Source organism: Plesiocystis pacifica SIR-1, from assembly GCF_000170895.1.
In the GTDB taxonomy this organism is placed as follows: domain Bacteria; phylum Myxococcota_A; class Polyangia; order Nannocystales; family Nannocystaceae; genus Plesiocystis; species Plesiocystis pacifica.
Map to the genome: position 1 here is coordinate 1 of NZ_ABCS01000123.1, position 26,944 is coordinate 26,944.

Here is a 26,944-nt window from a genome sequence, read left to right on the forward strand (position 1 = left end):
GTCAGCGTCGCGGACCTCGAGCGGGCCATCACCGTCGGCGAAGATCCGGCCCTGCTCGACGACCCCGAGGCGACCCTCGAGACCAGCGCGGAGTGGGCGGGCTGCTGGGCGCGGATCACCCCCGACGACGCGCGCCGCCCGATCACCTTCGAGGCCGCCGAAGCGCCCGTCGTGTGGGACCTCGACGGCCTCTCGCCCGGGACGTGGATGATCGCGGGCTACACCTGGGAGCCGCCCATCAACCTGTGGAGCCGCGCGCCCTGGGTCGTGCGCGTCGTCGACCAGCCCGTGGCCGAGGCCGACCCCGCCAGCTTGCAAGTCGCCGCGACCTTCCCTCCCCCGCGCCGGCAAAGCCGTCACGGGTCCCCCTCCCAGGCGGTCGGGCTACGCCCTCCTGCCCTTCTAGTCTCGATGGAGGCCTTCGCAGGCCCTCCCAGGCGGTCGGGCTACGCCCTCCTGCCGCTCGACCAACAACTTCTCTTTTCAACGACCCGAACACCAAGGACCGCAATCATGACCGAGCCCAAGCAACCCGCCGTGACCTTCACCGACGCCCGCTGGGAGGGCGTGACCCGCTCCTACGACGCCGCCGACGTCGAGCGCCTGCGCCCCTCCGTGGTCGTCGAGCACACCCTCGCCCGCCGCGGGGCCGAGCGCCTGTGGCAGCTCATGGGCGAGCGCCCCTACGTCAACGCCCTCGGCGCGCTGACGGGCAACCAAGCGGTCCAGCAGGTCCGCGCGGGCCTCGAGGCCATCTACCTCTCGGGCTGGCAGGTGGCGGCCGACGCCAACCTCGGCGGGCAGATGTACCCAGACCAGAGCCTCTACCCGGCCAACTCCGTGCCCTCGGTGGTCAAGCGCATCAACAACGCCCTGCTGCGCGCCGACCAGGTCGAGCGATCGGAGAGCGGCGAGACCACCCGCGAGTGGCTCGCGCCCATCGTCGCCGACGCCGAGGCCGGCTTCGGCGGGCCGCTCAACGCCTTCGAGCTGATGAAGGGCATGATCGAGGCCGGCGCCGGCGGGGTCCACTTCGAGGATCAGCTCGCGTCCGAGAAGAAGTGCGGCCACCTCGGCGGCAAGGTGCTCGTGCCCACCAGCCAGTTCGTCCGCACCCTGACCGCGGCCCGCCTCGCCGCCGACGTGTGCGACGTGCCCACGGTGCTCATCGCCCGCACCGACGCCAACTCGGCCAAGCTGCTGACCTCCGACGTCGACGAGCGAGACCGCCGCTTCATCGAGCCCGGCGGGCGGACCCCCGACGGCTTCTTCCGGGTCCGCGACGGCCTCGAGTCCGCCATCGCCCGCGGCCTCGCCTACGCCCCCTACGCCGACCTCATCTGGTGCGAGACCTCGACCCCCGACCTGGCCGAGGCGCGCCGCTTCGCCGAGGCCATCCACGACCAGTTCCCGGGCAAGCGCCTGGCCTACAACTGCTCGCCCAGCTTCAACTGGAAGCGCAAGCTCGACGACGTGACCATCGCCAAGTTCCAGCGCGAGCTCGGGGCCATGGGCTACAAGTTCCAGTTCGTCACCCTCGCCGGCTTCCACGCCCTCAACCACTCCATGTTCCAGCTCGCCCGCGGCTACAAGGAGTCGGGCATGACCGCCTACAGCCGGCTGCAGGTCGCCGAGTTCGCGGCCGAGGAGCAGGGCTACACCGCCGTCCGCCACCAGCGCGAGGTCGGCACGGGCTACTTCGACCGCGTGACCCAGGTGATCACCGGCGGCCAGGCCTCGACCCTGGCCATGAAGGAGAGCACCGAGGCCCAGCAGTTCGGCACCTGAGTTCTGCTTTGCCCCCGCAGGCACCTCGGACCGGGGCCGCTTCGTCGCTCCGCTCCTGCGCTTTGGCCGGTGGGCAATGGTGTTCCTGTCTCCTCTGACCGCATGTGCTTGCCCCCGCTCGCGGGGGCCACTCGTCCACAGTCCCTGACTTCCTCTCGTCCCTACCCGGGCAACGCAGCACTGAAGCCGGCCCCGTTCGCGCGGGGCCGGCCTCTTTTTTCACCCGCAGTCGACGACCTCGACGTCGTAGACGATCGGCTCGCGGATGCCGGTGACCTCGACGTGGTAGGTGGTGCCCGCCTCGGCGCTCCAGCCTTGGGGGGTGAACTTGATCGCGCTGGTGCTGCCGTAGCCCCCGGCGAGGTTGGTGACGGCGACGGGGTAGTCCTGGCCGCCGACGCTGACGCTGACCTGGGCGCCGTTCAGGGCGATCGAGTCGCTCTGCACCGTCCACCCGGTCTCGTCGAGGCCGCCGCCCCACCACAGCGGGTTCATGGCCTCGAAGGGGAATTCGCCAGGGGTCGGGAAGGCGGTCCAGGCCTTGCCGGCGTTGCCGTTGCCGCCCAGGGTCCACATGCACGAGTAGCCGTCGGTCGAGCCGATGCCCGTGGGCCCGAGGGAGTTGGACAGGATCCAGCGCCGGTGGCCGATGGTCGTCTCGTTGCCCGGATCGACCATGTAGAGGTCGACGGCCGCGACCGCTGCCGTGCCCGCGATGTTCGAGCTGCCCGCGCCCTGGGCCCCGTCGGCGGAGTAGCAGGTCCAGCCCATGGGCGGGTTGTGGCTCAGGGCCCCGTTGGCGTCCATCATCAGCGCGCAGGACTGGGCCATGGCGTCGCGCTCGGCCGAGGTCGTGACCGGGGGCAGCTCGGCGAGGAAGCGGTAGAGGTTGATGAGGGTCAGCGAGCGCTCGCGCCAGCTCGCGTCCATGTCGCCCGCGTTGCAGCCGTTGAGCGATCCGCTCCAGCTGCCCTCGCTCATGTCCGCCCGGTCCGCGTTCCAGCGCTCGCACACGGTCATCGGCTGAGGCCCGGTGTCTTCGCTCGTCGAGCCCTCCTCCTCGCTGTCGCTGCTGTCCGTGCTCTCGTCCTCGGTGGACTCGCCGGGGCCCGACTCCGAGCTCGACTCGTCCTCGCCGGGGCCCGACTCCGAGCTCGACTCGTCCTCACCTGGGCCCGACTCCCCGGAGCTCGAGCTCGAGCTCGACTCCCCAGAGCCCTCGCCGAGGGTCTCGCCCACGTCGTCGTCGAGGCTCGTGGCGTCGCCGCTGCCCTCGGGCACGCCCACGTAGCAAGCGGTCAGCGGCAACGACAACCAGACAATTGCTCGAATGCGCACGGGCCGATCACACCACGAGATGGGGTCGCGTGGATCCCGCCGCTCGCGTTCACCCTCGGCTCGGGCGTCCGTCGGAGCCCGGGCTGAACTCGATGGGCAAGGTCACCTTCACGGACGCGCCGCCCTCGGGGCTCGGGAAGGTCCAGCCCTCGATGGCCGCGCGCACGCACTCGCCGACCTCGCCCTCGCTCAGGCTGCCGTCGACGAGCTTGGCGGCGCCGACCGTGCCCCCCGCGTCGATGGTCAGCTCGACGATCACGTCGCCGCGCAGGCTCGGGTCGCGGGTCAGCCCGGCGGTGTAGCAGCTGCGCAGCTCGGCCTCGTTGGACTTCGCGGCGCGGCGGATGAGGTCGCGGCCCAGGCCGTCGCCAGCTTCGATCTCGCGCAGCTCGACGCCCGCGACGGCGCCGAAGCCATCGCCGGAGGCATCCTTGCGCTCGCGCTCCTCGGTGGGAGCGAGGGCGTCGACGTCCGCGGCTGCTGGACTGCCCCCCGGGGCCGCGGACCTGGACGCGGACGCGGCGTCCTTGTCCTCGGCGTCCTCGACCTCTTCCTCGACGGCCTGCTGCGCCGCCGCGGGGGCCTCCTGGTCCGCCGCTGGTGCGGGCGCGCGCTCGGCCTGCGGGCTCGAGCATGCGCCGACCAGCGCGAGCGCGGACGCGGGGCCAAACAGGGCGCGGAGGCGGGAGCTTCGAAGGTGCGGCACGGCTCAGCCTACCAGCTTCGCCTCGCGCTCCCGGCAAATGACTCCCCGACCACCGCGATTTCCCATTGGACCCCGGTCCGCCGCGGCGACGACAATCGATCCATGCCGGCCGGCGCCCAAGCTGTCGAAGCCTACCTCGCCAAGCTCCCCCAGGGCCTCGCCTCCCACCCCGAGTGCAAGATCAAGTGGTCGGCCGTGCAGCGCAGCCTCGATCTGTGTCCCCCCGGAGGCGAGCGCGGGCTGCCCTCCGAGCTCGTCGAGTTCATCTCTCGCCCCCACCGCCCCAACGAGTGGGTCCCCGAGGTCTACATGCACGTGTGGTTGGTCTACGCCGCGACCCAGTGGTGCGCGACCGAAGAGGCCCTCATGGACCACTTCATCGAGAGCAACCGAAAGCTGTTCGAGCACTTCGCCTACCGCGTCATGTTTCGCCTCGTCGGGCCGCGCAAGATCATCTCCCAGGCCGCCGCGCGCTGGCGCAACTTCCACCAGGGCACGACCCTCGAGCCCATCGAGATCCGCCCCCGCGAAGCCGTGCTGCACCACGTCGTCCCCGCGAACCACTGCCCCGAGCCGATCGCCCACGCCTACGCCGGGGCCATCATCGCCGGTGTCGAGCTCGCCGGAGCGCGCGAGGTCGAGGTCGAGACCCGCGCGCAGAGCCCCACGCTCAACGTGTTCACGTGTCGCTGGCGCTAGCGAGCCGTTGTAGCGAGCCGCTGAGCTTCGTCGTGCGGCGATGCTCAGCGGCCCTGTGGGTCGAGCGCTACGGCAGCAAGACCGCGAGCTCGCCGTAGCGACCGTCGCCGAGGCCATTGTCGAGCAGGCCCTCGATCGCCACGACGTGGCGCAGCTGCCCGCCGACCACGACGAGGTAGGCGTCGGCCGTGAGCGGGTTGCTCTCGGCGCCCAGCGGGTGCGTGGACAGAGCAGCGAAGACCTGGCTCTGAATCGCAGCGGCCGGCGGCGGCGCTGGCGGGCCCGAGTGGATCTCCGGCCAGTGGGCGGACAGCTTGTGGAGCTCGCCGTCGAGGTAGTAGGAGAGCACCAGCTTGGGCCCCGAGACGGGCCGACCGTTGAGCTCGAGGCTCACGAAGACCTTGTAGGCGACGGCCTCGGGCTGCTGCGGGTTGGTCGAGGCGGCCCGCATCAGGCGATCGACGCTCAGGGTCTGCCCCGCTCCGAGGTTGACGCCGAGCAGGGCGAGGTCCGCCGTGGCCTGCTGCAAGATCGCGCTCTCGGGGACGACCGCCGACGCCGGCACGTCGCTGAAGCGGCGCGAGCGGTGACGAATGAGGAGCTGGTCGCCGCTCGTCGAGACCCTAAAGCGGTAGCTCGGGGTGACGCCGACGAGGTCGCCGTCGACGAGGCCCGCGTCGAGGATCGGCTCCTCGGTCAGGGCCTCGATCTTGGCCCCCGGTTGCTCGACGATCGCCGGGCTCGTGTAGTCGACCTGAGCCTGGGCCTGGAGCTTGGGGCCGACCCCGCCGACGGCGAGCAGCTGCCCGACGCCGGCGCTGTCGATGGTCATGGGGCCCTCGACTCCGGCGTTTTGCTCGCTGCCTTCGTCCTCGGGCGGCAGCGGAGCGGGCTCGGGGTCTTCGATGGCGCCGTCCCCCTCGGCGCGGAACAGCTCGTCGGCCTCGTCTAGGGGCTCCTCGACGCAGGCCGAGGCCAGCAGCCCGAGGCTCAAGCTCGCCACCAGCGCGACGCCGCGAAAGCGAGAGCGAGACATGGTGAAGTCGTGGGTGTTCACAGCGCGTTGCCCCCGTCCGGATCGCATCCGTTGATGTAGTAGTAGTAGCTGGTCGAGTGGGATCCGGGCGTCTTCCAGTCGTCGAAGCCCATGTAGTCGAAGGTGAAGTCGGCGTCGCTGGACGAGTCCTCGAAGATGATCGCCACGGCGCACTCGTCGTTGTTCGAGCCGATGGGTCGGCGGGTGAGCTCGTCGACCCAGTTGTCGCCGAGGCCGTTGTAGCGAGAGTTGTCGACGAAGTCCTCGAAGTTGTTGGTGTGCTTGCGGCTGTCGTAGCTCAGGCCGTGGAAGCCCAAGAAGGTCGCGAAGTTGCCGTCGGCGTGGAAGTAGGCGCTGTTGTTCCACACGCACCACTGCGCCGAGGAGCAGGTGTCGATGATCATCGCGTTGAGGTCCGTGTCGCCCCACCAGCTGTCGTTTCCGGCGGCCGACGAGCTGTACAAGAGCGTGCACGAGGCCCCGTCGTTGTCGCCCATCTTGACGGAGCTGTAGTGGCTGCCGGAGCAATTCTTGCCGCCGTGCGAATACATCATCCCGATGTCGGCGCTGTCGATGCCCCGCGAGGACACCTCGTCCTCGCCGTTGACGTTCTCATCGGCGTCGCTCACGTCCTCGAAGTCGAGCCAGCGGTTGCCGTGGTAGTAGACGCTGTCGAAGCCCCAGTCGTCGAGCTTGTCCTCGAGGTAGCCGACGGTGTCGTCTCCCCAGCTCAGGTCCGAGCCGCCGCAGGCGTCGGCTCCGTCGAAGTCGTTCACGTAGTAGAGCGTGCCCTCGCGAGCGGCGTCGGCTGTGCCCGCGGCGAGCAGAGCCCCGAGCAGCACCATTGACGGTATCGTGTACTTGTCGATCCTCATCTCACTCACCCCTTGGCAGAGGCCGACCCCGCGATGACGAGGCGCGACGGAAAAAGTCGCCCGCGAGGCCCCGTGTCAGGCACTACGCGCCAGCTCGGGGAGCCCGCTACGGCACAAAGATGAGCGTGCTCTCGTTGGGCCGCGGGAGCTCGGCGAAGGTGATGGTGATGGTCGCCGAGTCTGCGGCCGGGGGCACGCGGTCCGACTCGAGCTCGATCGTCTCGACGCCGGCGCTCGTGAGCAGGGTCGGGCCCGTACGGAAGAAGGTCGGCGTGGCGCCCTCGTAGACGGTGACCATCACGTCCTCGATCGTGTAGCTGGCGTACTCGTCGTCGAGGGACGCGTAGACCTTGGCGTCGCCGGGGTCGATGGTGCAGCTGGGGCAGGCCGGGTGCGTGGGCTGGGGCGTGGCGAAGGGCAGCGTCGGCGGGACCGGGGCCGGGCAAGCCGGCTTTGCGACGCCGTCGGCGGCGTGGACCGACCCGCTGACACAGCCCGAGCTGCAAGGCTGCGCCGGGGTGCTGAAGATCGGCGCGAACGAGGTCGTCGGCAGCACCTCGACGAGGGGCAGGACATCCTCGATGCTGGCCTCGGGCGCCTCTTCGAGGCAGCCGAGCGGCGCCGGCAGCTCCGCGGTGTCGAGGCGCGCGCTGGCGGCCTCGACGGCCGCGCAGATGTCGAGGCGGCGGACCTCGCTGACCCAGGCGTCGACGCCGACGACCGCGGCGTCCGGACCGAGCATCTCCCCGCTGAAGTAGATGGTCTGCATGAGCTGCTCGACGCTGAGCTGCGGATAGAACGACCACAGCAGCGCGGCCGTGCCCGAGACCACCGCCGTCGGCACCGAGGACCCGGTCAGGGCCGAGCGCGGATTGGCGAGGTTGGGGACGCCGTGTACGCCGGTGGCGACGAGCCGCGGCATGCTCCCCGAGCGGGAGGTCGGCGCGGGCTTCGAGTCGTAGCCAATTCCGCCGACGGCGTAGACCAGGGGGCTGTAGGTCGCCGTCGGGATCACCGGGTTGACGACGTCGAGCTCGGCGCAGCGCAGCGCACTCGGGGCGTCGTCGAGCTCCCACCCCCCCGGCAGCAGCGGCCCGGTCTCGCACAGGTGCCCGGCGTTGCCGGCCGCCGCGATGACCACGGCGCCGTGACAGCGGGCGTACTCGATCGCGGAGTGGACCGCGTCGATGGGCACGGAGGTCGAGGGGTCGCCGCCGAAGAACTCGGGCTCCCAGCCCAGGCTCAGGTTGATGACCAACTTCGCGTTGGCGGGTGTGTCCTCGACGGCCCGGTAGATGCCCCGGGCGAGGTCGACGAAGGAGCCGTAGAAGCCGCCGTTGACGGGATCGATCAGCCGGCCCTCGATGCGCGGCATGCCCAGCTCGTTGCGGACCCCCACGGCGCAGCTCAGCCCCGCGCCGCTCGGACAGGCGACGTCGTGGACGAAGGCCGCCATGCTCTCGCCGTGCTCCGAGCGCGCGTCGACGGGGACCGGGTCGGGGGTCGTGTCGACGACGGCAACGGTCACGGGAGCGCGCAGCCCCTCGTTGACCGGGAGGTCGAGGTCCTCTGCGTCGGCTCGGTTGACGGAATCGTAGAACGCCGCCTGCAGCGTGGGCGCGAGCGCCGTGGACAAGGGGTCGTTGCTCTGCTCGAACACGACCTCGCAGTCCCGGTGCTGAGCCAGGACCTGGGCGTCGAGGAGCTCGAGCTGCTGCGCGCTGACCCCCTGGCCGCCGGCGCCCTCGTAGACGCAGTAGTTGCCGAGCTGGCCGGGGCCGTCCTCGAACAGCTTGCTCGCCTCCCAGCCGTTGACGATCGGGCACGGCCCCTGCCCGACGGGCGCCCACGCGACCCGGCGCTCATCGACGCAGGCCGCGTCGCGGATCGCCTCGATCACCGTCGGACTCACGCGCAGTTCGCCTTGCTCCTCCTCGAGCTCGGGCACGCAGCCGAGGAGGGCGGTGGCGATGAACAGGCAGGGAAAGAGACGTCGTGATTCGTGACTCATGGGCTCGCACTCCATTACCCCTCCATTCGCGACGATGCGGGCCCCGATGACACCCGCGGCGCCGTGATGAAGCGCGGTGCCCAGTTTGATCGATCCCGGGGCTCAGGGCACGACCACGCGAAAGCGGCCCCACCCGAGCGCCGGTTCGCGGGCGCGCAGCTCCAGCTGGACCCGGCGCAGCGTCGCCGCGCCGTCGATGCGCCCGGCCCCCAGCTCCAGCTCGGCATGGAGCGACTCGCCGACCTCACGCGCCAGCGCGTCGTCGACCTCCCCCTCGGCGGCGATGACCCACCCGGCCCCAGCGAGCACGAAGGCTCGACCGAGGTTCATGCCTCCAGCCAAGGTGTCGGCGCTGAGCGTGGCCGTCTCGCAGCCCGAGAGCACGATGAGCTCCGGGACCTGCGGGAGCGCGAGCACGTCCGCGACGCTCAGGGTGTCGCCGTCGTGGAGCAGCAGCGCCGCGTCCCAGCCGCTGCGCCCCCGGTGGGTCCCGTGGCCGGCGTAGTGGAACAGGCGCGCCTGGCCGAGCTCGGCGCTCAGGCGCGCGCGCGTGGCCTGGTCACCGACGAGGGTGCGGACCGCCCAGCCGCGAGCGCTCAGCGCCTTCGCCACGGCCTCGGCCTCGGCCTCGGCCTCGGGCAGATCTCTCGACGGGTTCGCGACCACCACCGCGAGCGCCTCGCCGCGCTCCCCCCTCGCCCGCGCGGGGAGATCGAGGGAGTAGACCAGGGGGGCCACATCGAGGAGCACGCCCCCACCGAAGGGCAGGGCGTGGAGCGACCGCGACCAGGTCTCCCCGCCAGCGAGCACCCGCAGTCGACGCGCGCCCTCGATCCGCGGGCGCAGTCGCGGGCTGGCCATCAACTGCGCGAGCGCGTCGCCCTCGCCGCGCTCGACGACCACCCCCCCGTCGTCGGCGAGGAACAGCCACACCCCGTCGTCGGCTTCGAAGGGCGCGAGGGTCACCTCGCCGGCGACCGGCGAAGGCAGCTCCTCGCAGCGGGTCGGGGTCCCGCTGCCGCCGACCAGGCGGAGGGCCTCGTCGAGCAGGGCCTCCGCTTCAGCGAGCTGATCGTCGCGCCGCTGCTCACGATGCGCGCGCTGGGGCGCGGAGAATTGCCAGTCTTCGCGGCTGGCTGCGGCGGCGCGCTCGCGGAGCGTCAGCGCGCGCTCGAGCGCCACCCGGCGAGAGCGGCGAGCGGCGTCCGAGAGGCCGGCGATGCGCGCGGCTTGATCGACGGCCCGCAGCTCGCGTCCCCGGGCCAGGCGAACTCGGCACAGGGCCTCGTCCACGCGGCCGCCCCGGATCAGCAAGTCGACGAGGCCCCGCACGCTCGCCGAGCGCCCGCCGAGGAAGAGCTCGCGGCCGACGTCCACGCCCAGCGTCGAGCCGGCCTCGTCGAGGAGCCCCTCGGCCTCCATGTAGCTGACCGTGGCCGCGTCGACGAAGCCGAAGCGCTCGAGGGTCTCGGCCTCGCGCAGCGCCGTGGTCCAGCGCAGCCCGATCTCGAGGGCCGACGGCGAGCGTCGACCAAAGGGCGGCAGCAGCTCGTCGCGCCCGGTCTCCAGCCCGACCCGGGCCCGCGCCTCCTCGGCCCAGGCCTGCAGCGGGAGCGGGAGCGTGTCGGGCAAGCCCGCCAGCCAGCGACCAGCCTCCTCGGGCTCCCCCTCCTCGAGCGCGACGTAGGCCAGGTTGACGCGGGCGAAGAAGGCCTCGGTGGTGTCCGGGCACGCGCCCCCCTCGTCGACCAAGCCAAGCTGCTCGAGCAACAGCGGCCGGGGCCGATCGTGGGGACGGCCGGCCCTGGCCAGCACCAGGTAGGTCCAGGCCACGTTGCCGAGCACGCGCGCCCGATCGCTGCAGCCGAGGCCTGGAGCGCGGCCGAGCGCCAGCGTCTCGCGGGCGCTGACCAACGCCTCCTCCCCCCGACCGAGCTCGGCGAGCAACGCAGCGTGCATCTCGCTGGCCCCGAGCACATCGCGAATCATGCCGACCCGCTCCGCCGCGATTCGGGCCCGCTCGAAGGCCCGAATCGCCTCGCCGAGGTCACCGGTCCGGTGGGCGAGCAAACCGCCGTAGTAGTTGGCCCAGGCCCGCGCCTCCGGGCCCTCGACGGTCTCGAGGCGTGAGACCCAGCGCCGCGCCGCGACCAGATCGCCGCGGGAGTAGAGGTGCACGTAGGCCGCCGCCACCGCAGCATCGGCGAGGTCACGCCCGCGGCCGAGGCTGTCTGCGAGCTCGGCGGCCTGCTCCGTGTAGGCGAGGGCCTCGGGGCTGCCGTAGTGCAGGCGACGCAGGAGCTGCAGCGCGGCGAGCTGCTCTTCGTCGCGGAGCTCGCCGAGCGCGGCCTCGAGCTCGACGATGGCCTCTCCGCGCTGCGCCGGATCGCCGCTCTTGACCCGGGCCCTCGCCGCGGCGACCACCGCGGGGACCCTCTCGCGCTCCACGGCCAGGTCGAAGGGCTCGCGCCAGGGCGGCTCGCGGCCCTCGACGCGGACCTGCTTCGCCTCGGCCGAGAGCTCGAGGGTGAGGCGCAGCCCGCCGTCGACGGCCGCGCGCTCAAACGCCACCGGTCGACCGTCGACGCGCACGCGCAGCGCGGCCTGGGCCTGCACGTCGATCCAGATCTGCAGCCGGGTCGAGCGCTCCGCCGCCAACACGCACACGCTCTCGCTGGGAAGGTCTCGGCAGCCCGCGAACTCGATGCTCGGTCGCTCGACCGCCGGCAACGGCGCGAGCACCTCACGGCCATGCTCCGCCGGAGCTCGAGCCTCGCAGCCAAAGTCGCAGGTCAGGGCCAGCGTCAGGAGCAGAGTCAGGGCCGCGGGCCACGAAGAGAAGCGTTCGCGCGCGTTCACTCGTCGACGATCTTCACGTCAACCGCGATCGTCTGCCAAGCCTGTGTGTCGTCACCGCTCACGAGCGCGCTGGGGAGCCGATCCGGCGGCGCCACGAACACGAGCAGGGTCCACTGTCCGGCCTCGAGCTCGAGGTAGGCATCCAGGTCGCCGCGCAGGCGAACCGCTCCCTCCGCGGAGATCTCGGCGTCGACCCGCGGCGCGAAGACCTCTCCCCCGCTCACCGACCGCGCCCCCATGGCCACGGCGAGCGGCGAACGGATCGCCTGGGCCGGCGTAAACACCCAGTCGATGGCGCTGTCGGCCCGCAAGGTCGGGAGCTCGCCTTTTGGCGCTTCCGCGCGCGAGCTGACGACCCCGCCCTGGAGACGAGTGATCTCGTAGCTCGGCAGCTGGGCCAGCTGCGGAGCGGGCTCGCGCCCTGCCACGCCCCACCACAGCAACACCGAGGCCGCGGCCAGCAGCGAGGCGAGCACGACGACGGCGCGCCGCGAAGGGCGACGCAGCTCGACGGTCTTGGCGGCCTCCGGCTCCGGCTCGGTCTCCGTGCCGGTCTCCCCCTCGGCCTCCCCCTCTCCCCCGAGGCGGGCAAAGACCTCGTCGAGGAGGAGCTCCCGCTCTCGACCTTCGAAGGGCCTGGGCAGCCCGACCTCCGGCTCGGCCTCGAGATCGTCGCGCTGGCGCCGCCCGAGGCGACGGAGGAGCTCCTCATCCATGGTCCACCTGTTCCTTTGTCGACGAGTCTCGCGTCGATGACGAAGCTCGGCGAGGATCGCCCAGAACGAGGCTTCGGGCGAGCTTGCGGGTGCGGTAGCTCCAGGCGTTGACCGCCTGCCGCGTCATCCCGAGGGCCTCGGCGACCTCCCCGGGGTTGAGCTCGCGCACGAACAGCATCTCGAACAGCTGAACATCTCGCTCGCTCATCCGGGCATAGAGCGCGTCGAGGACGGCGTCGAGCTCGTTGCGTTGCTCGAGCAAGAGGGCGAGCCCCGTGGCCTCGCGATCCGCCGCCGGATCGTCCTCGATGGTCTGGGGATCGAGGGGAAGATCGGCCCAGGGGTTGCCGCGGCGCTGGCCGAGGATCCGCGCCACGCGTCGCCGCGCGATCAGCCGCACGAAGCTGTCCAGCGCTCGACCGCGCGCCGGATCCCAGCGCCGCAGCTCCCTCGCGTCGTGCTCGAAGAGCGAGACCAACACCTCCTGAACCATGTCCCGGACCTCCTGCCCCGCGTCCCGCCCGACGCTGGCCGCGTAGCGTCGAAGCACGACCGCCACCTCGCGCTGGATCACGTCGAGCAGACGCTCGGCGAGGCGACGACGGGCGCCGAACGAGTTGCTCAGCGCTGCCGCGACCAGCTCGGCGTCAGCCTCGGAGCTGCCCCTGGCGTCTCGGCCTCGCGGCATCGAGACACCTTATCGCCGCAACCCAGCGCTGTCGATGACCCCGTCGCTAGCAGTCGCCCACCCCGGCCACGCCGGGACCCATGATCCAGGAAAGCGTCGTCCACGGACTCAGCTGGCGTTGAACCCGTGGGCGGCTGCCTTTCTCGATAGGCCGGGGATTTCCTCGACACGAGCCACAGCACGCCCCCGACGCGCGAGTCCTTTGTCGCCAAAAGCTCGCAGTACACCCGGTACAGCTTCGTTTTGGCTTCGCGGTCTCGCACGCCGGTGACGCACTGTGGCCCGCGCCGAGAAAATCCCCGGCCTGCTAGTGCCCTGTCTCTGAAAAAGCTTCCAAAAGTCGAGCGCCTGTGATCTAAGCCTGAACATGGCACGCACGGGACGCCCGAAGGCTGAGTTGAAGCTGACCGAAGAAGAGCGCGAGCAGCTCGAGCGTTTTGCACGCCGGGCTCGAACGAACCGTGAACTGGCCCACCGAGCGAAGATCATTCTTGCCTGCGCCGAGGGGCACTCCAACGTCGACGTTGGCAGGAGGCTTCGGACTTCGGGCAAGACTGTCGGTAAGTGGCGTAGGCGCTTCATCGAAAAGCGCGCGGAGGGTCTGCTCAACGAGCCTCGCGTCGGAGCCCCTCGGACCTTCTCGGATGAGGACGTCGAAGAGGTCGTCGTCAAGACTCTCGAGACGAAGCCGAAGGGCCGGACCCATTGGAGTACACGGGAGATGGCGAAGCAAGCAGGTATGAGCCGGTCAACCGTTAGCCGAATCTGGCGTGCGTTCGGCCTTCAGCCTCATATCGTGCGGACATTCAAGTTTTCGAACGACCCACAGTTCGTCGAAAAAGTCCGCGACATCGTCGGACTCTACATGAACCCGCCCGAGAATGCGATCGTCCTCGCGGTCGACGAGAAGCCGCAGATCCAAGCGCTAGAGCGTGCTCAGCCCGTGCTGCCGATGGACTTCGGCATGCCCGAGCGGCAGACACACAACTACCTGCGCCACGGCACCCTCGACTTGTTCGCCGCGCTCAATGTCGCAACCGGCGAAGTCATCGCGCGGACCAAGAAGCGGCACCGAGCCAAGGACTTCGTTGACTTTCTCAGGACGCTCGACAAGCACGTCGAGGACGGACTCGAGGTCCATATCGTCCTCGACAACCTCTCGGCCCACAAGGCTCCCGAAGTACGGCGATGGCTCGTCCGCCATCCTCGCTTCCAGCTTCACTTCACGCCGACCTACTCGTCATGGCTCAACCTCGTCGAGCGCTTCTTCGGGCTTCTGACCGAGCGCGCGCTCAAACGTGGAACCTTCACCAGTGTGCCTGCGCTTCGCAAAGCCATCTGCGAGTACATCGAGGTCCACAACGAGGAGTACGGCCCTTTCAAGTGGACTAAGACTGCTGACGAGATCCTCGACTCCGTCAAGCGCTTCGGTCAGCGGACCACTCGAGTCCATGGACGGCTAACCAAGTGACCGGACTTTTGGAAGTTATCACTGAGACAGGGCACTAGCGCGTGCGGACCTCGAGCAAGCGCCTCAAGCTGCGGCGATACTCGAAGTCGTCGAGGGCCGGCTCTTCGCTGTCCGCGAGGGCGCGCGCGACCTCGGGGCCGATGCCCGTGAAGATCGTCCGCGCCCCGAGCAGGTCGAGGGTCCGCGCGCAGTTGACCAGCGCCGCCTCGCCGCCCGGCTCGAGCACGCCCACCCCCGTCAGGTCCAGGACGACCGTCCGGGTCCCGCTGGCCGTCACGGCCTCGCTCAGCTGCGCGCCCAGGCGCTCGAGTCGGGCGCGCTCGAAGGGGCCCACCAGGGGCACGATCGCCAGGCCATCGGAGACGGGGATGAAGGGCGCGCCGAGCTCTTCGATCATCAGCTGCTGCGAGGCGATCAGGTCCTGCGCGTAGCCGAGCTGCTCCCGAGCCGCGTCCCGCTCGGCCCGCGTCGCGTCGAGCTCGGCCCGCAAGCGCGCGAGCTCGTCCACGTCGTCGCCGGGAGACCCCATACCGACCTTCGGTATAGTGTCCGCGCCCCACCCTGTCGAGGCCGAGCCGTCCAGCGCCCGCGGGCGCTCCCCTCGGGCCAGGGCGGGCTACTCGCAGGACTCGCTCAGCGTCGACCCGCTGACCTGCGGGTCGCCGTTGGCCAGCGCGAAGATGCCCGGGTAGCCCTGGGTCTCGAAGCCCTCGCTGGGGTTGTCGCACAGCGTGGAGTCCTCGATCACCAGGCTCCCGCTCAGGTCGTTGCTGACGAAGAAGATGGCCCCGCCGCCCTCGTTGGCGTGGTTGTGCTCGATCTTCGTGCCGCACAGGCTCAGCGTGTAGGTGTTGCCGTCGTTGTAGATGGCGCCCCCGCTGCCGCCCCCGGGCGTGCCCGCCTGCGCCGGGTTGGCCCCGTTGCCGATGGCTTCGTTGTAGCTGAACAGGCTGTTGAGCACGGTATGGGACACGCCGATGCTGCTCAGCCCGCCGCCGTTGGAGCAGCGGTTGCCCAGCTCCGGCGCGCCGCCGAAGGTGCTGTTGACCACGTAGACCGGGCGATCCTCGAACTGATCGAAGACCCGCACCGCGGCCCCGCCGACGTCGGGGCCGACCGCCTCGCAGGTGTTGTTGAAAAAGCGCGTATTGACCAGCTTGAAGCGGCCGCCGCGGACGAAGATGGCCCCGCCCCCGCCGGGCTCCTCGCCCGTCGAGTTGCCGTCGACGAAGGTCATGTTCTGGACCGTGAGCCGCGGGTGATCCTGGTTGTCGCAGTGCGGCGTGGTCCAGACCTGCGCCTCGTCGCAGGTGTTCATGTACAGGATGCGCCGGGCACCGGCGCCGCTGAGGGTGACCAGGCCGCCGCCGTCGATGACGATCTCGGGGCCGGTGTCGTTGAACACCTTCGCGGTCTGCTCGAGGGTGATGGTCACCGGGTCGGGGCCGCAGTCGAAGGTGATGACCCCGCCGCGGGCGACGGCCTCCACGAAGGCCGCGCTCGTGCAGGACTCGGGCGTGCCCTCGCCGACGACCTCGTCGGGGGTGCTGCTGTCCGCCGGCAGGGCGTCGTCTGGGACCGCGCACGCGCCATCGGGGTTGCCCGCGGGCGGACCGGACTCGGGGTTGGTCAGGGGGTTCTCGACGACGTTTGGGTCCTCGTCGACGCAGCCGAGCGCCGCGCAGGCGACGAGAACGAGGAGCCTGGAAGTCCGCATGGGCCGAGGGTAGCAGGCCTGGGCTCAGCAGCGCTCGATGGCCACCGCCGTGCCCAGCCCCGCTCCGGCACACAGCGTCGCCACGCCCAGGCCCGACTCCTGGACACTCCGGCGCTCGTCGAGAGCGTCGAGCAGCGTGCCCACGAGGATGGCCCCGCTCGCGCCGAGGGGGTGGCCCATGGCGATGGCGCCACCGTGGACGTTGACCCGCTCCGCGTCGACCTCGAGGGCCCGGACGGTCCGCAGCACGGTCGCCGAGAAGGACTCGTTGATCTCGAACAGCTCGACCTCGCCCGGGCGACGGCCCGCCTGGGCGAGGGCCCGACGGCAGGCGGGCTCCGTCGCCGTCAGCATGATCACCGGCTCGACGCTGGCCGCCGCGTAGCCGACCACCCGGGCCCGCGGCTCGAGGCCGAGGGCCCGCCCGCGCTCGAGGCTGCCGACGACCACCAAGGCGGCCCCGTCGACCACCGCGGGGGCCGTCGCGCGCGAGTGGAGGTGGCGCAGACCGCCCTCGCCGAGCTCGGGGTAGCGCGCGTGGATCCGCCGAACGCCCGCTTCGACCCCGGCAGGGTCCGCGCTCGCCAAGGTCGCGGCGACCGGGGGCTTGGCCGCGAGCGCGTCCACGCTCAGGTCTGCCTTGACGCGCTCGTCCTGACCGAGCAGGACCTCTCCGTCGGCTCCGCGCACCGGCACGATCGAGCGCGCGAAGTGCCCGCCAGCCCAGGCCGCGCGGGCCCGGACGTGGGAGCGCAGCGCCCAAGCGTCGAGGGCCTCGCGCCCGTGGCCGTCCAAGCTGGCGATGAGGTCCGCCGACAGGGCCATGTGCACGTAGCGCGTGCGCTCGGCGACCTCCGGGTCCATCCACCACGCGCCGCGGTCGGCGAGCATGGGCACCCGCGACATCGACTCGACCCCGCCCGCGACGATGAGCCCGTCGAAGCCGGCGATGACCCGGGCCGCGGCCGTGCCGATGGCGTCGAGGCCCGAGGCGCAAAAGCGGGTCAGGGTCAGCCCGGGCACGGCCTCGGGCCAGCCCGCCCACAGCGCGGCGATCTTGGCGACGTTGGCCCCCTGGTCGCCGACTTGGGTGACGCAGCCGAGGACCAGGTCGTCGACGGCCGTCGGATCGAGCCCGCGCTCGCCCAGGGCGTGGAGCAGCTGGCCGACGAGCTCGACGGGGCGGACCCCCGCCAGCGCGCCGGCCTCGCCCCCGTGACCCCGAGGCGTGCGCACGGCCTCGAACAGGTAGGCCTCGCCCGCGCTGCCCACCGCTCAGCCCCGCCCCACGACGACGCAGACCGAGGTCGTCGCGCTCCCGCCGATGTTCAAGCTCGCCGCCCGCTTCGCCCCCGGCACCTGGCAGTCGCCGGCCTCGCCCCGGACCTGCCGAGCCAGGTCGAGGACCATGCGCACCCCCGTCGCGCCCACGGGGTGGCCCAGGCCGATGAGCCCGCCCGAGGGGTTGAAGGGGCACGCTCCGCCGGGCGCGACCACGCCCGCGTCGATGGCCTCGCCGCTGCGCCCGGGCGGCGTCAGCCCGAAGTGGTCGATGGCCATGTAGAAGGTGCTCGTGAAGCAGTCGTGGGTCTCGACCAGGTCGAGGCCCGCCCACGAGTCGAGCCCAGCCTGGCCCAGGGCGTCGGTGATGCACCCGCGGACCTGGGGGAAGACGTAAGGGCTGCCGCTGGCCTCGGCGTCGGCGAGCTTGCCCCGAAAGGACATGCGCGCGGTCCGGTGACCCACGCCGAGGATCCGCGGCACCGCGTCGAGGCTCACGCCCCGGCGGCTCGCCCAGTCCCGGGCGAAAGCTTCGCTCGCGAGGATCAGCCCGGCCGCGCCGTCGGTGATCTGGCTGCAGTCGTAGCGCCGGGTCCGACCGGCGACGACGGGGTTCTTGGCGTCGTCCTCGGCGAGCTCGGCCTCGCCCACGGTCCACTTGCGCGTCTGGGCCCGGGGGTTGCGCTTGGCGTTGGCGAAGGCCTGCCGGGCCAGGGCGACGAGGTGGGCGCGCTCGAGGCCGTAGCGGCGCGCGTAGACCTCGGCCAGGTCGCTGAACACCTGCGGCCACAGAAAGTCGACGCCCTCGGTCTCGTGGGGAGCCCAGGCCGCGGGCGCGAGGTGCTGGGCGGCGAGCCGGCCCGGGACGTTGCGCATCAGCTCGACGCCGAGGACCAGGGCGACGTCGCCGATGCCCGCGAGCAGCTGCGCCCGGGCGGCGAGCAGGGCCACGCTGCCCGAGGCGCAGGCGGCCTCGTGGCGCGCCGAGGGTCGCCCCTCGAGGGCCGGGCAGGCCTCGACCACCAGGCCGCCGAGGTGCCCCTGGTCGGCGAAGCGCTCGGCCGCGAAGTTGCCCACGTGGACGCTCTGGACCTGCTCGGCGTCCACCTGCGCGGCCTCGAGGGTGCCCTCGATGGCCTCGCGCATGCCGTCGATCAGCCCCAGGCCCTCCCGGGTCCAGTGCCGAGCGAAGTCCGTCTGCGCGCCGCCGAGGACGTAGACCGGCCTCACTGCGCCGCCTCGCGGGCCGCGTCAGTCGCCGCCGCGGGGACCCAGTGGCTGTGGAAGCCCGAGGGCACGCGGGCGGGCACGGCCAGGCGCGCGACCGTCTCGAGGGTGTCGGCGCGGAGCAACCACAGCTCCGAGCGCCCCGTCGCCGCCTCGCCGACGAAGGTCACGAGCACGCAGTCCGCGTCCGAGTCGGCGCTCGCGCCCTCGAGCGGGGCCACGGACACCTCGCCGCCGTACCAGCCCTCGGGGTAGCGCCGCTCCACCGGCGGACCGCCCCGCAAGTCCACGCGCCGGATCCCCGAGAAGCGGAACGACTCGCGCTCGGCGAGCATCGCCAGGTAGACCGCGGGACAGGGCGCCCCGAGCAGGCGATCGTCGACGCGCGGGAACTCGGCCAGGCTATCGTCGACGACGGTCTCCGTGGCCTCGCCGGTGCCCAGGTCCAGGGTCCAGCGCACCAGCTCGGGCTCGAGGCGCAGGTGGGCGATGCGGGGCACGGTCCGCTCCGAGCGACCCGGCATCGCCTGGTACATCAGCGGATCGCGGATCCGGCACACGTGGATCACCACCTGCTCGCCGCCGTCGGCCTCGCGCACCTCCCAGGCGTTGGCGTAGTGGTAGACGTAGCAGGCGGGGACCTCGAACCAGCGCACCAGCTCGTGGCTGCGGCGATCGAACAGGCCCACGCGCGTGGGCTGATCGGGGAAAAAGCGCATCCGCACCTTCCCGCGGGCGAGGGCCTCGGGGTCGGCGAACATCGAGACGTCGAGGAGCACGGTGTAGCGCTCGGTCAGCGCGATGTCGTGCTGGGGGCGCGAGCCCGGGAGCTCGACGGGCGTGCGCGTCAGCTGCCCCTCGGGGGTCAGCACGCCGTGGGTCAAAAAGGGCGGGCGCTCGGCGTAGTCGATGAACACCAGATCGCCGCTGCGCGGGTCGAGCTTGGCGTGGGCCGTGAAGCTCCCCGCCCCCTCGAAGCGCCCCTTGGTCTCGAGGGTGCTCGCGTCGACGCGGTAGGGCGTGCCGCCGCCCATCCACCACAGCGCGAGCAGCTCGCCCTGCCAGTGGATGAGGTCCGTGTTCGCCGTGTTCTTGTAGGGCCCCTCGGGGCTGCGCAGGCGGGCCGGGTCGGGGCGCTGGAGCAGGCCCGTCCACCTCGCCTCGCCGGCGGCCTCGTCCTCGGCGAAGCCCGCCGTCCGCACCCAGCGGTTGCGGTAGTGCGCCTGCCCGTCGGCGAAGCGCACCGCGTGGATCATCCCGTCGCCGTCGAACCAGTGGTAGGGACGCGGCGGCTCGAAGCGGGGGTTGCTGGAGTTGCGCGCGAAGGTGCCGCGCAGCCCGGCGGGGATCTGACCTTCGAGCACCTCGAGGGCGGACCCGGGAGCAGACTCCGCTCGAACGGGCTCGTAATCGCCGTTTAGATAGATATCGGAGTCGATGAAGTCGCGCGCGCCGGCCACGAAGACAGCCTACTGCCCGGCCCCCGGCGCTGACAAGCGGGGCCTCGCGCCGGTCCATGGGGCCTCCTAGCCGGGCGGCCAGACCCGCTCGGCTCGCCCGTCCATGCCGTCGACGGTCACCACCGCCCCGCCCTTTTGTCCCCTCGCCTCGAGGTGCTGCAGCACCGCGTCGACCCCGACGTCGCGTCCATCGACCACCAGCATCACCCACAGCTCCGAGTCCGACAGCGCGTTGACCAGCCTCACCAGCCCCACCTTCGCGTCTACGATCGCCGCGAACCAGGGGTCGCGCTGGGCCTCGAACTCTTCGGCGGTGTCGAGGTCGACGCCCGTGAGGTGGACGTTGAGGTGGACCGCGCCCGCCCGCACCCGCGCGGCGATGCACTGGGCGCAGGCCCCTGGCCACGGCCACGGCCGCCCGACGTAGCCATCGCGCAGCGCCACGCCGCAGTCCGAGCAGCGGTGGGCTTCATCTCGATCCCACCACCGCGCGACCTGATCGTCGGGCAGCATCGGCGCCGGAAAATAAAAGGGCACGCCGCGCTTGCTGGCGAGCGCTTCGCCCAGCGCGTTGGCCATGCGCGCCTCGGGCCAGGGCGGGTCCTCGCGGTGGAACAGGCGCAGCATCCCGCCCTGGGTCAGCGTGCGCAGCTGCTTGGAGGTGTAGCGGGGATGGTCCGCGCTCGCGCCCTCGAACACGGCGTAGAGCCGCAGGAACCAGCCGTGCACGTCGCCGTCCCAGCACGCCTCGATGGCCGCGAGAGGCTGCGGGTAGCTGTCGAGCTCGGCTTCGAGGGTGTCGAGGTCTTCCACCCCGCGATGCTACCAGCGGCTGCGCGCGAGCGCGGGTTTGCTAAGGTGCGAAGGTGAGCGATCCCAAAGGCCCCGTCGAGCTCGAAATCCCCGAGGTCGGGGTGGTCGACGAGGAGCTCGAGCAGCTCCAGGCCATGCGTCGGGGCGCCGGCGTCAGCGAACATCTGCGCCGCGCGCTTTTGTGGGTCGGGGGCGTCGCCCTGTTCGTCGGCGGACCTGTCGGCGCCTTCCTCGGCGCGCGGCAGCTCGCCGCCCAGCAGCTCTTTGGCGCCACCGATCGCCTCCACGCGTGCGCCCAGGCCTGGGTACCGGGGCGTTGCGAGGGCGCCATCGGTAGAGTCGCGCGAAAACACCCCAAGACGGCCGCGGACGCCGAGGCCCTGGCGCTGAGCTTCGAGCTCCTCCGCGCCCGCGCCCAGCTGCGCGGCGCCGTCTCGGCCGTCGACGCCGAGGCTCGAGACCGCCACGCTCGAGCCTTCCTCGACGCCCCCGTCGGAGAACCCATCTTCATCGAGGTCGAAGACGGAGACGAAGACGTCGAGCGTCTCCTCGACCCGCGCACCGAGGCCCTGCAGCTCGGCGCCCTCGCGGTCGCCCTCGAGGACCGCTGCGGACACACCGAGGGCGCGCCCATCGGCCCTCCCCTGCGCGCGGCCACGGCCCTCGCCGACCTCGAGTGCGCGGCCACGCTGCGCGCCCACGAGGACGCCAAGGACAGCGGCGAGAGCCGCGTCGCTCGGATCGCGTGGTCCTGCCTGCTCGGCGACAGCGATCGGCCCCTCGCGTCCCTGGGTCGCGCGCGCCTGCTCACCGACCACCGCGATCGCATGGTCGCGCTGGGCTGCCAGGCCGTGGCCGCCGACACGCCCGGCGAGGTCGACGGGCGCGCGTACCTCGACACCTACGGCAGCTCCCCGCTCGCGGGCTGGCACGCCGCGCGCGAGGCCGCCAACGGGCGCATCTCGGCCTGGGAGTGGCTGACCGAGACCCCCGGGCTCAAAGACTACAACTCGCTCCTCGCCCAGGCCGTGGTCCGCGAGGGCATCTCCCCCGAGCAGGTCGACGCCCACCTCGCCAACCGCACTCCCCCGCCGATCCCCACCTTCGTCCTGCTCGCGGCCCGCGGCGCCCTGCTCGGCGACGGCTTCGGCGAAGATACGAAGACCCTCACCTACGCCCCCGAGGCCCTGCTCGGGGCCGCCGAGCGCCTGGCCGCCCACGAGCCCGAGGCGCACGTCCTCGTCCGCCGCCGCGCCGTCGGCCTGCTCGCGGCCGAGGCCGCCGTGGCCCTGCATCGCCGCGGCCAGCACGAGCAGGCCCGTCGCGCCGCGCGCTTGGCCGACTACCAGCTGCACACCACCTCGCTGTGCTGGCTCGGCCCCGGCCTCCTGCTCGAGACCGACGCCGTCGACGTCCGCACCACCTTGACCCACGCCCAAACCATGATGGACGCGCGCCACCCCTGGCTGCTCGTCCCCACTCCCGAGCGCGAGAGCCTCGCCCTCGTGGAGCTGCGCGCCCTCGCCGAGGCCGGCTTCGCGGACGCCGCCTACGAGCGCGCGACCAGGCTCCGCGACGCCTCCGAGAGCCTCATGCACCACGAGGCCGGCGCGACCCTCGAGCTGTGGATCTCGACCCTCGCCCTCCAGCTCGGCAGCAGCGCCTCCCTCCCCCGAGACCCTCGCGGAGCCGAGGCCGAGCTGAGCTTCGAGCACCCCGAGCTCGGCATGCGCGTGCTCGCTGGCATGGGCGGCTGGCCCCGGGACGACGCCGCCCCGGGGACCCTCGACGTGTGGCTCGACGCCTTCGTGGTCGATCAGCTCGACGGCCGGGGTCGATCGGTGCTGCGCGCCCGGGCGGACGTCGCCGAGTGGGCTGGCGACGCCGGGGCGGCCAAGGTCTGGCGCGAGCGCGAGGCGGCGATCCTCGGCCTGGCGCGCTCCGAAGAAGGCTGGATGCTGCTCGAGCTCGCCGGCTTTTGAGCCTCAGCGCAGGTCGATGCGCCCCGCCCACCTCCGCTCGCTCATGGCGAGGGCGTGCGATTACCTCGAGAGGCTTCGCTAGCGCGGACAAGGCCTTTGCGCCGAGGACCTCGCAACCGCGCGCTCAGTAGCTTCGAGAGCACGCCTTCATGTTCGAAACAGACCGCACGACCCACGTAGTATTGACATTGCCAATCTCCTTTTCCCGGGGCGGGTTCGGAGGGTCCGCGCTCAGGCGCTCGCCAACTGACCCGCGAGCTTCCGCGCAGCGGCGAGCTCCGAGGTCTCGTACATGCCGAAGGTGAACAGCTCCCCGGTCTTCGTCCAGTGCTCGGCGGCCGCGAGCGCGAGCTCGCGCCGCGGGGTCACGGTGATCACCGCGCGCAGCCCCGCCTTGGCGAGGGCGGGGAAGAACTCGTCCTGGAAGTAGCGCTGCGCGGCCTCCGACAGCATCCCCCGGGCGATCGAGACGTCGACGATGATGCTGCGCGCGCCCGCTTGGACCTGCTCGAGCTGGGCGGCCGTGCACTCGCGCAGGATGTCGTCGTTGCTGAGGTAGTTCCAGTGGACGATGACCGCCTGGATGCTCGGGTCGACGAGCGCCCGCACGACTTTTCCCTTGGCGTAGAATTCTTCCATCAGGTCTGATTCTCCTGGCTGCTCTCACGGGTTGCGAGCGCGCGCAGACAATAGCGCAGCCCGCTCTCGAGGTTCCTGAGCGTCACGACCTTGGACCGATCGACGTCGAGGCCCGCGAGGGTCTGGGCGATCGTCGGGCTCAGCCCCGTCAAGACACAGGTCGCGCCGACGAGCCGGGCGCTGTTGACGACCCGTCGGAGGTGATCGGCGATGTTGTCGTCGATCGCATCGACGCCGGTGAGGTCGAGGATCGCAAAGCGGGACGCGCTGGCGGACACGTGACCGAGCGTCGCCTCCATCAGGGCCTCGCTGCGCGCAGCGTCGAAGGTCCCGATGATCGGGATGACGAACACCCCCTCCCAGACCTGGAGCACGGGGGTGCTCATCACGCGGATCGCCTGGGCCTGACGCTCGATGATCTCGAGCTTGCGCTGGAGCTCGGTGCGGATCCGCCGTTGCTCGACCAAGGGCGTGCCGGTGTGCAGGAGCGTCGAGACCTCGCCCTCGTCGTCGAACAGCGGGTCGCAGGTGTACTTCATCGGGAGCGTGCTGCCAGCGAAGCGGGCCTCGAGCTCGACGACCACGCCGCGGCCCTCGCTCGCCTCGACGATGGCCTCGCGGATACGGGCCTGCACGCCGGGGTCGTGGACCCAGCAGGGCAGCGCGTCGAAGGGCACGCCGCGGACGCTCTCGGGGGTCAACCGCAGCGGGTCGAGGACGGTCTTGTTGACCAGCTCGGTCGTCCCGCGGTCGTCGGTGACCGCCAGCAAGATCGGGAGCTCGTTGAGGTAGACCAGCGCGTTCTCGGCCGCGGTCGAGCGCGGCGGAGCTTCCCGGGTGACCCCTGCCAGGACCGCTGCGCCGTCGGCCAGCTCGCGCGCCGAGCAATCGGTCTCGACCTCGATGGGCGCGCCATCGCCGAGCGCGAGGGTGTGACGAAAGCGGCGCAGCGGAGCGCCCGCTCGTCTGCACGCGGCGAGCTCCCCCCGAAAGCGAGCCGCCTCTGCGGGCCCGAGCGCGGCGAACCAGTTGGCCGGGGCGCGGTCGGGGCCGCCGGTCAGCGCGTGGACGTAGGCGCTCGACTGGATGAAGTCCCCGGCGTCGCTGGCCAACCACACCCACGCGGGCACATGCTCGAGCGACGGCATCTCGGCGACCTCCACCATTGTGGAGTCTGTCGTATCAGATGGCGAGGCACTCCGGTATGGTTATTTGGAGAGTGGCGTACCCACGCCGACGGGAGGGGCCCGAGCCTCGCCACGCCGAGGGCTCGCCGCGTCCGGACCCGCGGGGCGTCCGGGACGCGAGCGACGAGGCTCCGGGCGGCGAGCCCTCAGCCCCGCGAACCGTGATCTGGGCCCAGGCGCAGGGGCAGCTGGGTCATCGCCCGCAAGATCGGGTTGCGGTGATCGATGACCACCGGGCCCGCGAGCTCGGCCTCGGGGAAGCGCTCGATCAGCAGGCTGCGGACCGCGAGCATCATCTCGGTGCGGGCGAGGTTCGCCCCCAGGCAGTAGCGACGCCCGTGGCCGAAGGTGATGTTGGCCTGGGGATCGCGGCGGATGTCGAAGCGGTCGGGCTCGCTGAACACCTTGGGGTCACGGTTCGCGGCGCCGCCGAGGCCGATCACCATCTGGCCCTTGCGCACCGGCGTCCCGCACAGCTCGAAGCTCTCCGTGGCGTAGCGCATCAGCGCGAGCTTGCCGAAGCCGTCCCAGCGCAGGGTCTCCTCGATCGCGCCGCGCAGCAGCTCGGGCTCGGCCCGGAGCTCGCGCAGCGCCTCGGGGTGCGAGAGCAGGCCGTGGATGGCGTAGCAGGTCCCGTGCACCGTGGTGTCCGTGCCGGCGATGATCAGCACCGCGACCAGGGCCATCATCTCGTCGTCGCTGAGGCGCTCGTCGTCCTCGTTGGCCTCGACCCACGCGCCCAAGAGGTTGTCGGGGCGGACGCTGGCCGAGCGCACCTCGCCGATCATCTGCTCGAGCATGGCGACGCCCTCGGCCACCGCGTCGGCGATGCCGTTGAGCACCTCGATGTCGCCGAAGGGCTGGAGCGAGCGGATCATCGCCTGCGCGAAGCGGCGGAACTGACCGCGGAACTCGTCGGGGACGCCCAGCAACCGGCACATGACCTCGAGGGGGATGCGCTCGGCGAACTCGCAGATGTTGACGACCTCCTCGTCTCGCTCGAGCAGCTCGGCGATGGCCTGGTCCACGGCGGCCTGCACCGTCGCCTCCATCTGCCGCACGCCGCTGGGGGTCAACGCTCTACTCGCTAGCTTGCGCACGCGCGCGTGGTCAGCCGGAGCCAGCTCGACCCCCGCCCGCTTGATCCGCCGCCAGGCCGCGTAGCGGGGCTGCTCGAACAGCGCGTCCCCGGGGTAGAGCTCCCACTCGCGCGCGTCGGCGCTGAGCCGCGGCTCGCCGAAGTAGGTCCGCAGCTCGGCCATGCCCGACACCACGAGGGCCCCCCGGGCGCTCCAGTCGAACACCGGCGCGTGCTCTCGCAGCCAGGCGTAGTCGGAGTAGGGATCGCTCGAGAAGCGCTCGCTGTCGGGGTTGAACTCAAAGGTCTGTGTATCCATCGTGGGGTCACGATAATCGACACGACCAAAGACGGCAACTCGTGCGAATGGCATCGACCCGTGATGATGCTCCCTGCCCGAGAAAGCGCCCTCCCCCATATCATGATAGAGTCCCTCCAACGCCGCACCATGATCTCGGCGTTTGGGAGATACGACATGGGAATCGCACTCAAGATCCTCACAAAAATCATACGCTCTCCGCGGGTGCTGTTCAGCAAGGACCCCGCGGACTACTACGAGTTCATCGGTAGAGACATCGTCCTGGGCATGGACGCGGGCCGCGAGGACGATCCGACCTGGCTCAACCTCGGCTACTGGGAGCAGGCCCGGACCTACCCCGAGGCCGCGGCCGCGCTCGCCACCTTGCTGGGGGAGCAAGCCCAGCTAAACCGCCAGGATCGGGTCTTGGATGTGGGTTTTGGCTTCGGTGACCAGGACTTCCTGTGGCTCGAGCGCTACGCCGTCGAGCACATCACCGGGGTCAACATCTCGCCGATGCACGTCGAGCAGGCCCAGGCCCGGGCCGCGCGCGAAGGCCTCGGCGGGCGCCTGGACTTTCGCCTGGGCTCGGCCACCGAGCTCGCCTTCGAGGCGGCGTCCTTCTCGAAGGTGACCGCCCTCGAGAGCGCCTTTCATTTCGATACGCGGGTGCAGTTCTTCGCCGAGGCTTTCCGCGTACTCCGCCCAGGTGGCACCTTGTCCATTGCAGACTGTCTGCCCTGGCCGGGAGACGTCGAGGGCTTTGACTGGAAGACGCGAATGGTGCTTCGACGCTGCTGCGTCCCGCTGGTGAACATGTACGACCGCGATGAATATTGCAGACACCTCGAGGCCGCGGGCTTCGTCAACGTCGAGGCCCGCTCCATCCGCGAGTACGTGTTCCCGGGCTGCGCCAAGTACCGGGCGCTGCGCCTGGCGGGGGACAGCCTCCGGGACGCGACCATCGAGCTCAGCGAGGCGGAGATCGCCAGCTGCCTGGGGCTCGAGGGCTTCCAGGCCATGGGCCTGAGCGACTACGCCCTGATCCGGGCGGACAAGCCTGGCTGAGGCGGGG

At 71.4% G+C, this 26,944-nt stretch carries 22 protein-coding genes; 5 read left to right on the forward strand and 17 right to left on the reverse strand.

From position 1 onward, the window contains the following. Nucleotides 1-513 precede the first annotated feature (513 nt). The gene (gene aceA / locus PPSIR1_RS36165) at nucleotides 514-1,788 is read left to right on the forward strand and encodes an isocitrate lyase (protein WP_045117450.1); all 1,275 of its coding nucleotides are present in this window, start codon (nucleotides 514-516) and stop codon (nucleotides 1,786-1,788) included. Nucleotides 1,789-2,007: 219 nt separating this feature from the next. Here the strand turns inward: aceA and PPSIR1_RS36170 are convergent, their stop codons facing one another. Both PPSIR1_RS36170 and PPSIR1_RS36175 read right to left on the reverse strand, forming a co-directional pair. Beyond that, nucleotides 2,008-3,126: a CAP domain-containing protein gene (locus tag PPSIR1_RS36170; protein ID WP_157596351.1), complete on the reverse strand. Its 1,119-nt coding sequence runs from the start codon at nucleotides 3,124-3,126 to the stop codon at nucleotides 2,008-2,010. Between the two features lie 49 nt (nucleotides 3,127-3,175). Further along, complete coding sequence (locus PPSIR1_RS36175; RefSeq protein ID WP_006976234.1) at nucleotides 3,176-3,832, reverse strand: AgmX/PglI C-terminal domain-containing protein; 657 nt, start codon at nucleotides 3,830-3,832, stop codon at nucleotides 3,176-3,178. A 102-nt stretch (nucleotides 3,833-3,934) separates the two neighbouring features. Here PPSIR1_RS36175 and PPSIR1_RS36180 point away from each other — a divergent pair, with 102 nt between their 5' ends. Beyond that, complete coding sequence (locus PPSIR1_RS36180) at nucleotides 3,935-4,531, forward strand: hypothetical protein (RefSeq protein WP_006976235.1); 597 nt, start codon at nucleotides 3,935-3,937, stop codon at nucleotides 4,529-4,531. Between the two features lie 67 nt (nucleotides 4,532-4,598). Here the strand turns inward: PPSIR1_RS36180 and PPSIR1_RS36185 are convergent, their stop codons facing one another. From PPSIR1_RS36185 to PPSIR1_RS36210, 6 genes are all read right to left on the reverse strand, one after another. Beyond that, a complete protein-coding gene (locus PPSIR1_RS36185) occupies nucleotides 4,599-5,567 on the reverse strand; it encodes a hypothetical protein (RefSeq protein ID WP_157596352.1) in 969 nt (322 codons plus the stop codon). 17 nt (nucleotides 5,568-5,584) lie between these two features. Next, complete coding sequence (locus PPSIR1_RS36190; RefSeq protein ID WP_157596353.1) at nucleotides 5,585-6,442, reverse strand: hypothetical protein; 858 nt, start codon at nucleotides 6,440-6,442, stop codon at nucleotides 5,585-5,587. 106 nt (nucleotides 6,443-6,548) lie between these two features. After that, nucleotides 6,549-8,453, reverse strand: a complete 1,905-nt coding sequence (locus PPSIR1_RS36195) for a S8/S53 family peptidase (protein ID WP_157596354.1) — start codon at nucleotides 8,451-8,453, stop codon at nucleotides 6,549-6,551. Nucleotides 8,454-8,555: 102 nt separating this feature from the next. Next, the gene (locus PPSIR1_RS36200; RefSeq protein ID WP_006976239.1) at nucleotides 8,556-11,312 is read right to left on the reverse strand and encodes a CHAT domain-containing protein; all 2,757 of its coding nucleotides are present in this window, start codon (nucleotides 11,310-11,312) and stop codon (nucleotides 8,556-8,558) included. Beyond that, nucleotides 11,309-12,028 (reverse strand): hypothetical protein, encoded by a 720-nt coding sequence (locus PPSIR1_RS36205; protein WP_006976240.1) that lies wholly within the window; start codon nucleotides 12,026-12,028, stop codon nucleotides 11,309-11,311. Before PPSIR1_RS36205 ends, PPSIR1_RS36200 begins: the two co-directional genes overlap by 4 nt. Beyond that, nucleotides 12,021-12,716, reverse strand: coding sequence for a sigma-70 family RNA polymerase sigma factor (locus PPSIR1_RS36210; RefSeq protein WP_006976241.1), 696 nt, complete (start codon nucleotides 12,714-12,716; stop codon nucleotides 12,021-12,023). The genes PPSIR1_RS36205 and PPSIR1_RS36210 overlap by 8 nt, the downstream gene beginning before the upstream one ends. A 367-nt stretch (nucleotides 12,717-13,083) precedes the next feature. Here PPSIR1_RS36210 and PPSIR1_RS36215 point away from each other — a divergent pair, with 367 nt between their 5' ends. Then, a complete protein-coding gene (locus PPSIR1_RS36215; protein WP_006974381.1) occupies nucleotides 13,084-14,187 on the forward strand; it encodes an IS630 family transposase in 1,104 nt (367 codons plus the stop codon). A gap of 34 nt (nucleotides 14,188-14,221) precedes the next feature. Here the strand turns inward: PPSIR1_RS36215 and PPSIR1_RS36220 are convergent, their stop codons facing one another. The 6 genes from PPSIR1_RS36220 to PPSIR1_RS44830 form a co-directional block, all read right to left on the reverse strand. Continuing rightward, on the reverse strand, nucleotides 14,222-14,716 hold the full coding sequence (locus tag PPSIR1_RS36220) for an STAS domain-containing protein (RefSeq protein ID WP_006976242.1): 495 nt from the start codon (nucleotides 14,714-14,716) through the stop codon (nucleotides 14,222-14,224). An 87-nt stretch (nucleotides 14,717-14,803) separates the two neighbouring features. Next, nucleotides 14,804-15,904, reverse strand: a complete 1,101-nt coding sequence (locus PPSIR1_RS36225; protein WP_006976243.1) for a hypothetical protein — start codon at nucleotides 15,902-15,904, stop codon at nucleotides 14,804-14,806. 24 nt (nucleotides 15,905-15,928) lie between these two features. After that, nucleotides 15,929-17,176 carry an acetyl-CoA C-acyltransferase gene (locus PPSIR1_RS36230; RefSeq protein WP_006976244.1) on the reverse strand — a complete coding sequence of 416 codons (1,248 nt, stop codon included), beginning with the start codon at nucleotides 17,174-17,176 and terminating at the stop codon, nucleotides 15,929-15,931. Nucleotides 17,177-17,179: 3 nt separating this feature from the next. Beyond that, the gene (locus PPSIR1_RS36235) at nucleotides 17,180-18,415 is read right to left on the reverse strand and encodes an acetyl-CoA acetyltransferase (protein ID WP_006976245.1); all 1,236 of its coding nucleotides are present in this window, start codon (nucleotides 18,413-18,415) and stop codon (nucleotides 17,180-17,182) included. After that, complete coding sequence (locus tag PPSIR1_RS36240) at nucleotides 18,412-19,872, reverse strand: carotenoid oxygenase family protein (RefSeq protein ID WP_006976246.1); 1,461 nt, start codon at nucleotides 19,870-19,872, stop codon at nucleotides 18,412-18,414. Before PPSIR1_RS36240 ends, PPSIR1_RS36235 begins: the two co-directional genes overlap by 4 nt. A gap of 66 nt (nucleotides 19,873-19,938) precedes the next feature. Then, a complete protein-coding gene (locus PPSIR1_RS44830) occupies nucleotides 19,939-20,685 on the reverse strand; it encodes a hypothetical protein (protein ID WP_006976247.1) in 747 nt (248 codons plus the stop codon). A gap of 53 nt (nucleotides 20,686-20,738) precedes the next feature. Between PPSIR1_RS44830 and PPSIR1_RS36250 the strand changes: the two genes are divergently transcribed. Beyond that, the gene (locus PPSIR1_RS36250; RefSeq protein WP_006976248.1) at nucleotides 20,739-22,667 is read left to right on the forward strand and encodes a hypothetical protein; all 1,929 of its coding nucleotides are present in this window, start codon (nucleotides 20,739-20,741) and stop codon (nucleotides 22,665-22,667) included. Between the two features lie 231 nt (nucleotides 22,668-22,898). Here PPSIR1_RS36250 and PPSIR1_RS36255 read toward each other — a convergent pair whose 3' ends face one another. The 3 genes from PPSIR1_RS36255 to PPSIR1_RS36265 form a co-directional block, all read right to left on the reverse strand. Further along, nucleotides 22,899-23,306, reverse strand: a complete 408-nt coding sequence (locus tag PPSIR1_RS36255) for a hypothetical protein (RefSeq protein ID WP_006976249.1) — start codon at nucleotides 23,304-23,306, stop codon at nucleotides 22,899-22,901. Further along, entirely contained in the window at nucleotides 23,306-24,454 is a 1,149-nt protein-coding gene (locus PPSIR1_RS44835) for an STAS domain-containing protein (protein ID WP_198154694.1), read from the reverse strand. The genes PPSIR1_RS36255 and PPSIR1_RS44835 overlap by 1 nt, the downstream gene beginning before the upstream one ends. A gap of 185 nt (nucleotides 24,455-24,639) precedes the next feature. Beyond that, nucleotides 24,640-25,890, reverse strand: a complete 1,251-nt coding sequence (locus tag PPSIR1_RS36265; RefSeq protein ID WP_006976251.1) for a cytochrome P450 — start codon at nucleotides 25,888-25,890, stop codon at nucleotides 24,640-24,642. 204 nt (nucleotides 25,891-26,094) lie between these two features. Here PPSIR1_RS36265 and PPSIR1_RS36270 point away from each other — a divergent pair, with 204 nt between their 5' ends. Further along, complete coding sequence (locus tag PPSIR1_RS36270) at nucleotides 26,095-26,937, forward strand: class I SAM-dependent methyltransferase (RefSeq protein ID WP_006976252.1); 843 nt, start codon at nucleotides 26,095-26,097, stop codon at nucleotides 26,935-26,937. The last annotated feature ends 7 nt before the right edge of the window (nucleotides 26,938-26,944 follow it).

Coding starts and splice junctions, on each gene's coding strand:
- aceA (WP_045117450.1), top strand. CDS start 514: ATGACCGAGCCCAAGCAACCCGCCGTGACCTTCACCGACGCCCGCTGG.
- PPSIR1_RS36255 (WP_006976249.1), bottom strand. CDS start 23,306: ATGGAAGAATTCTACGCCAAGGGAAAAGTCGTGCGGGCGCTCGTCGAC.
- PPSIR1_RS36220 (WP_006976242.1), bottom strand. CDS start 14,716: ATGGGGTCTCCCGGCGACGACGTGGACGAGCTCGCGCGCTTGCGGGCC.
- PPSIR1_RS36185 (WP_157596352.1), bottom strand. CDS start 5,567: ATGTCTCGCTCTCGCTTTCGCGGCGTCGCGCTGGTGGCGAGCTTGAGC.
- PPSIR1_RS36210 (WP_006976241.1), bottom strand. CDS start 12,716: ATGCCGCGAGGCCGAGACGCCAGGGGCAGCTCCGAGGCTGACGCCGAG.
- PPSIR1_RS36225 (WP_006976243.1), bottom strand. CDS start 15,904: ATGCGGACTTCCAGGCTCCTCGTTCTCGTCGCCTGCGCGGCGCTCGGC.
- PPSIR1_RS36265 (WP_006976251.1), bottom strand. CDS start 25,890: ATGGATACACAGACCTTTGAGTTCAACCCCGACAGCGAGCGCTTCTCG.
- PPSIR1_RS36190 (WP_157596353.1), bottom strand. CDS start 6,442: ATGAGGATCGACAAGTACACGATACCGTCAATGGTGCTGCTCGGGGCT.
- PPSIR1_RS44835 (WP_198154694.1), bottom strand. CDS start 24,454: ATGCCGTCGCTCGAGCATGTGCCCGCGTGGGTGTGGTTGGCCAGCGAC.
- PPSIR1_RS36205 (WP_006976240.1), bottom strand. CDS start 12,028: ATGGATGAGGAGCTCCTCCGTCGCCTCGGGCGGCGCCAGCGCGACGAT.
- PPSIR1_RS36180 (WP_006976235.1), top strand. CDS start 3,935: ATGCCGGCCGGCGCCCAAGCTGTCGAAGCCTACCTCGCCAAGCTCCCC.
- PPSIR1_RS36215 (WP_006974381.1), top strand. CDS start 13,084: ATGGCACGCACGGGACGCCCGAAGGCTGAGTTGAAGCTGACCGAAGAA.
- PPSIR1_RS36195 (WP_157596354.1), bottom strand. CDS start 8,453: ATGAGTCACGAATCACGACGTCTCTTTCCCTGCCTGTTCATCGCCACC.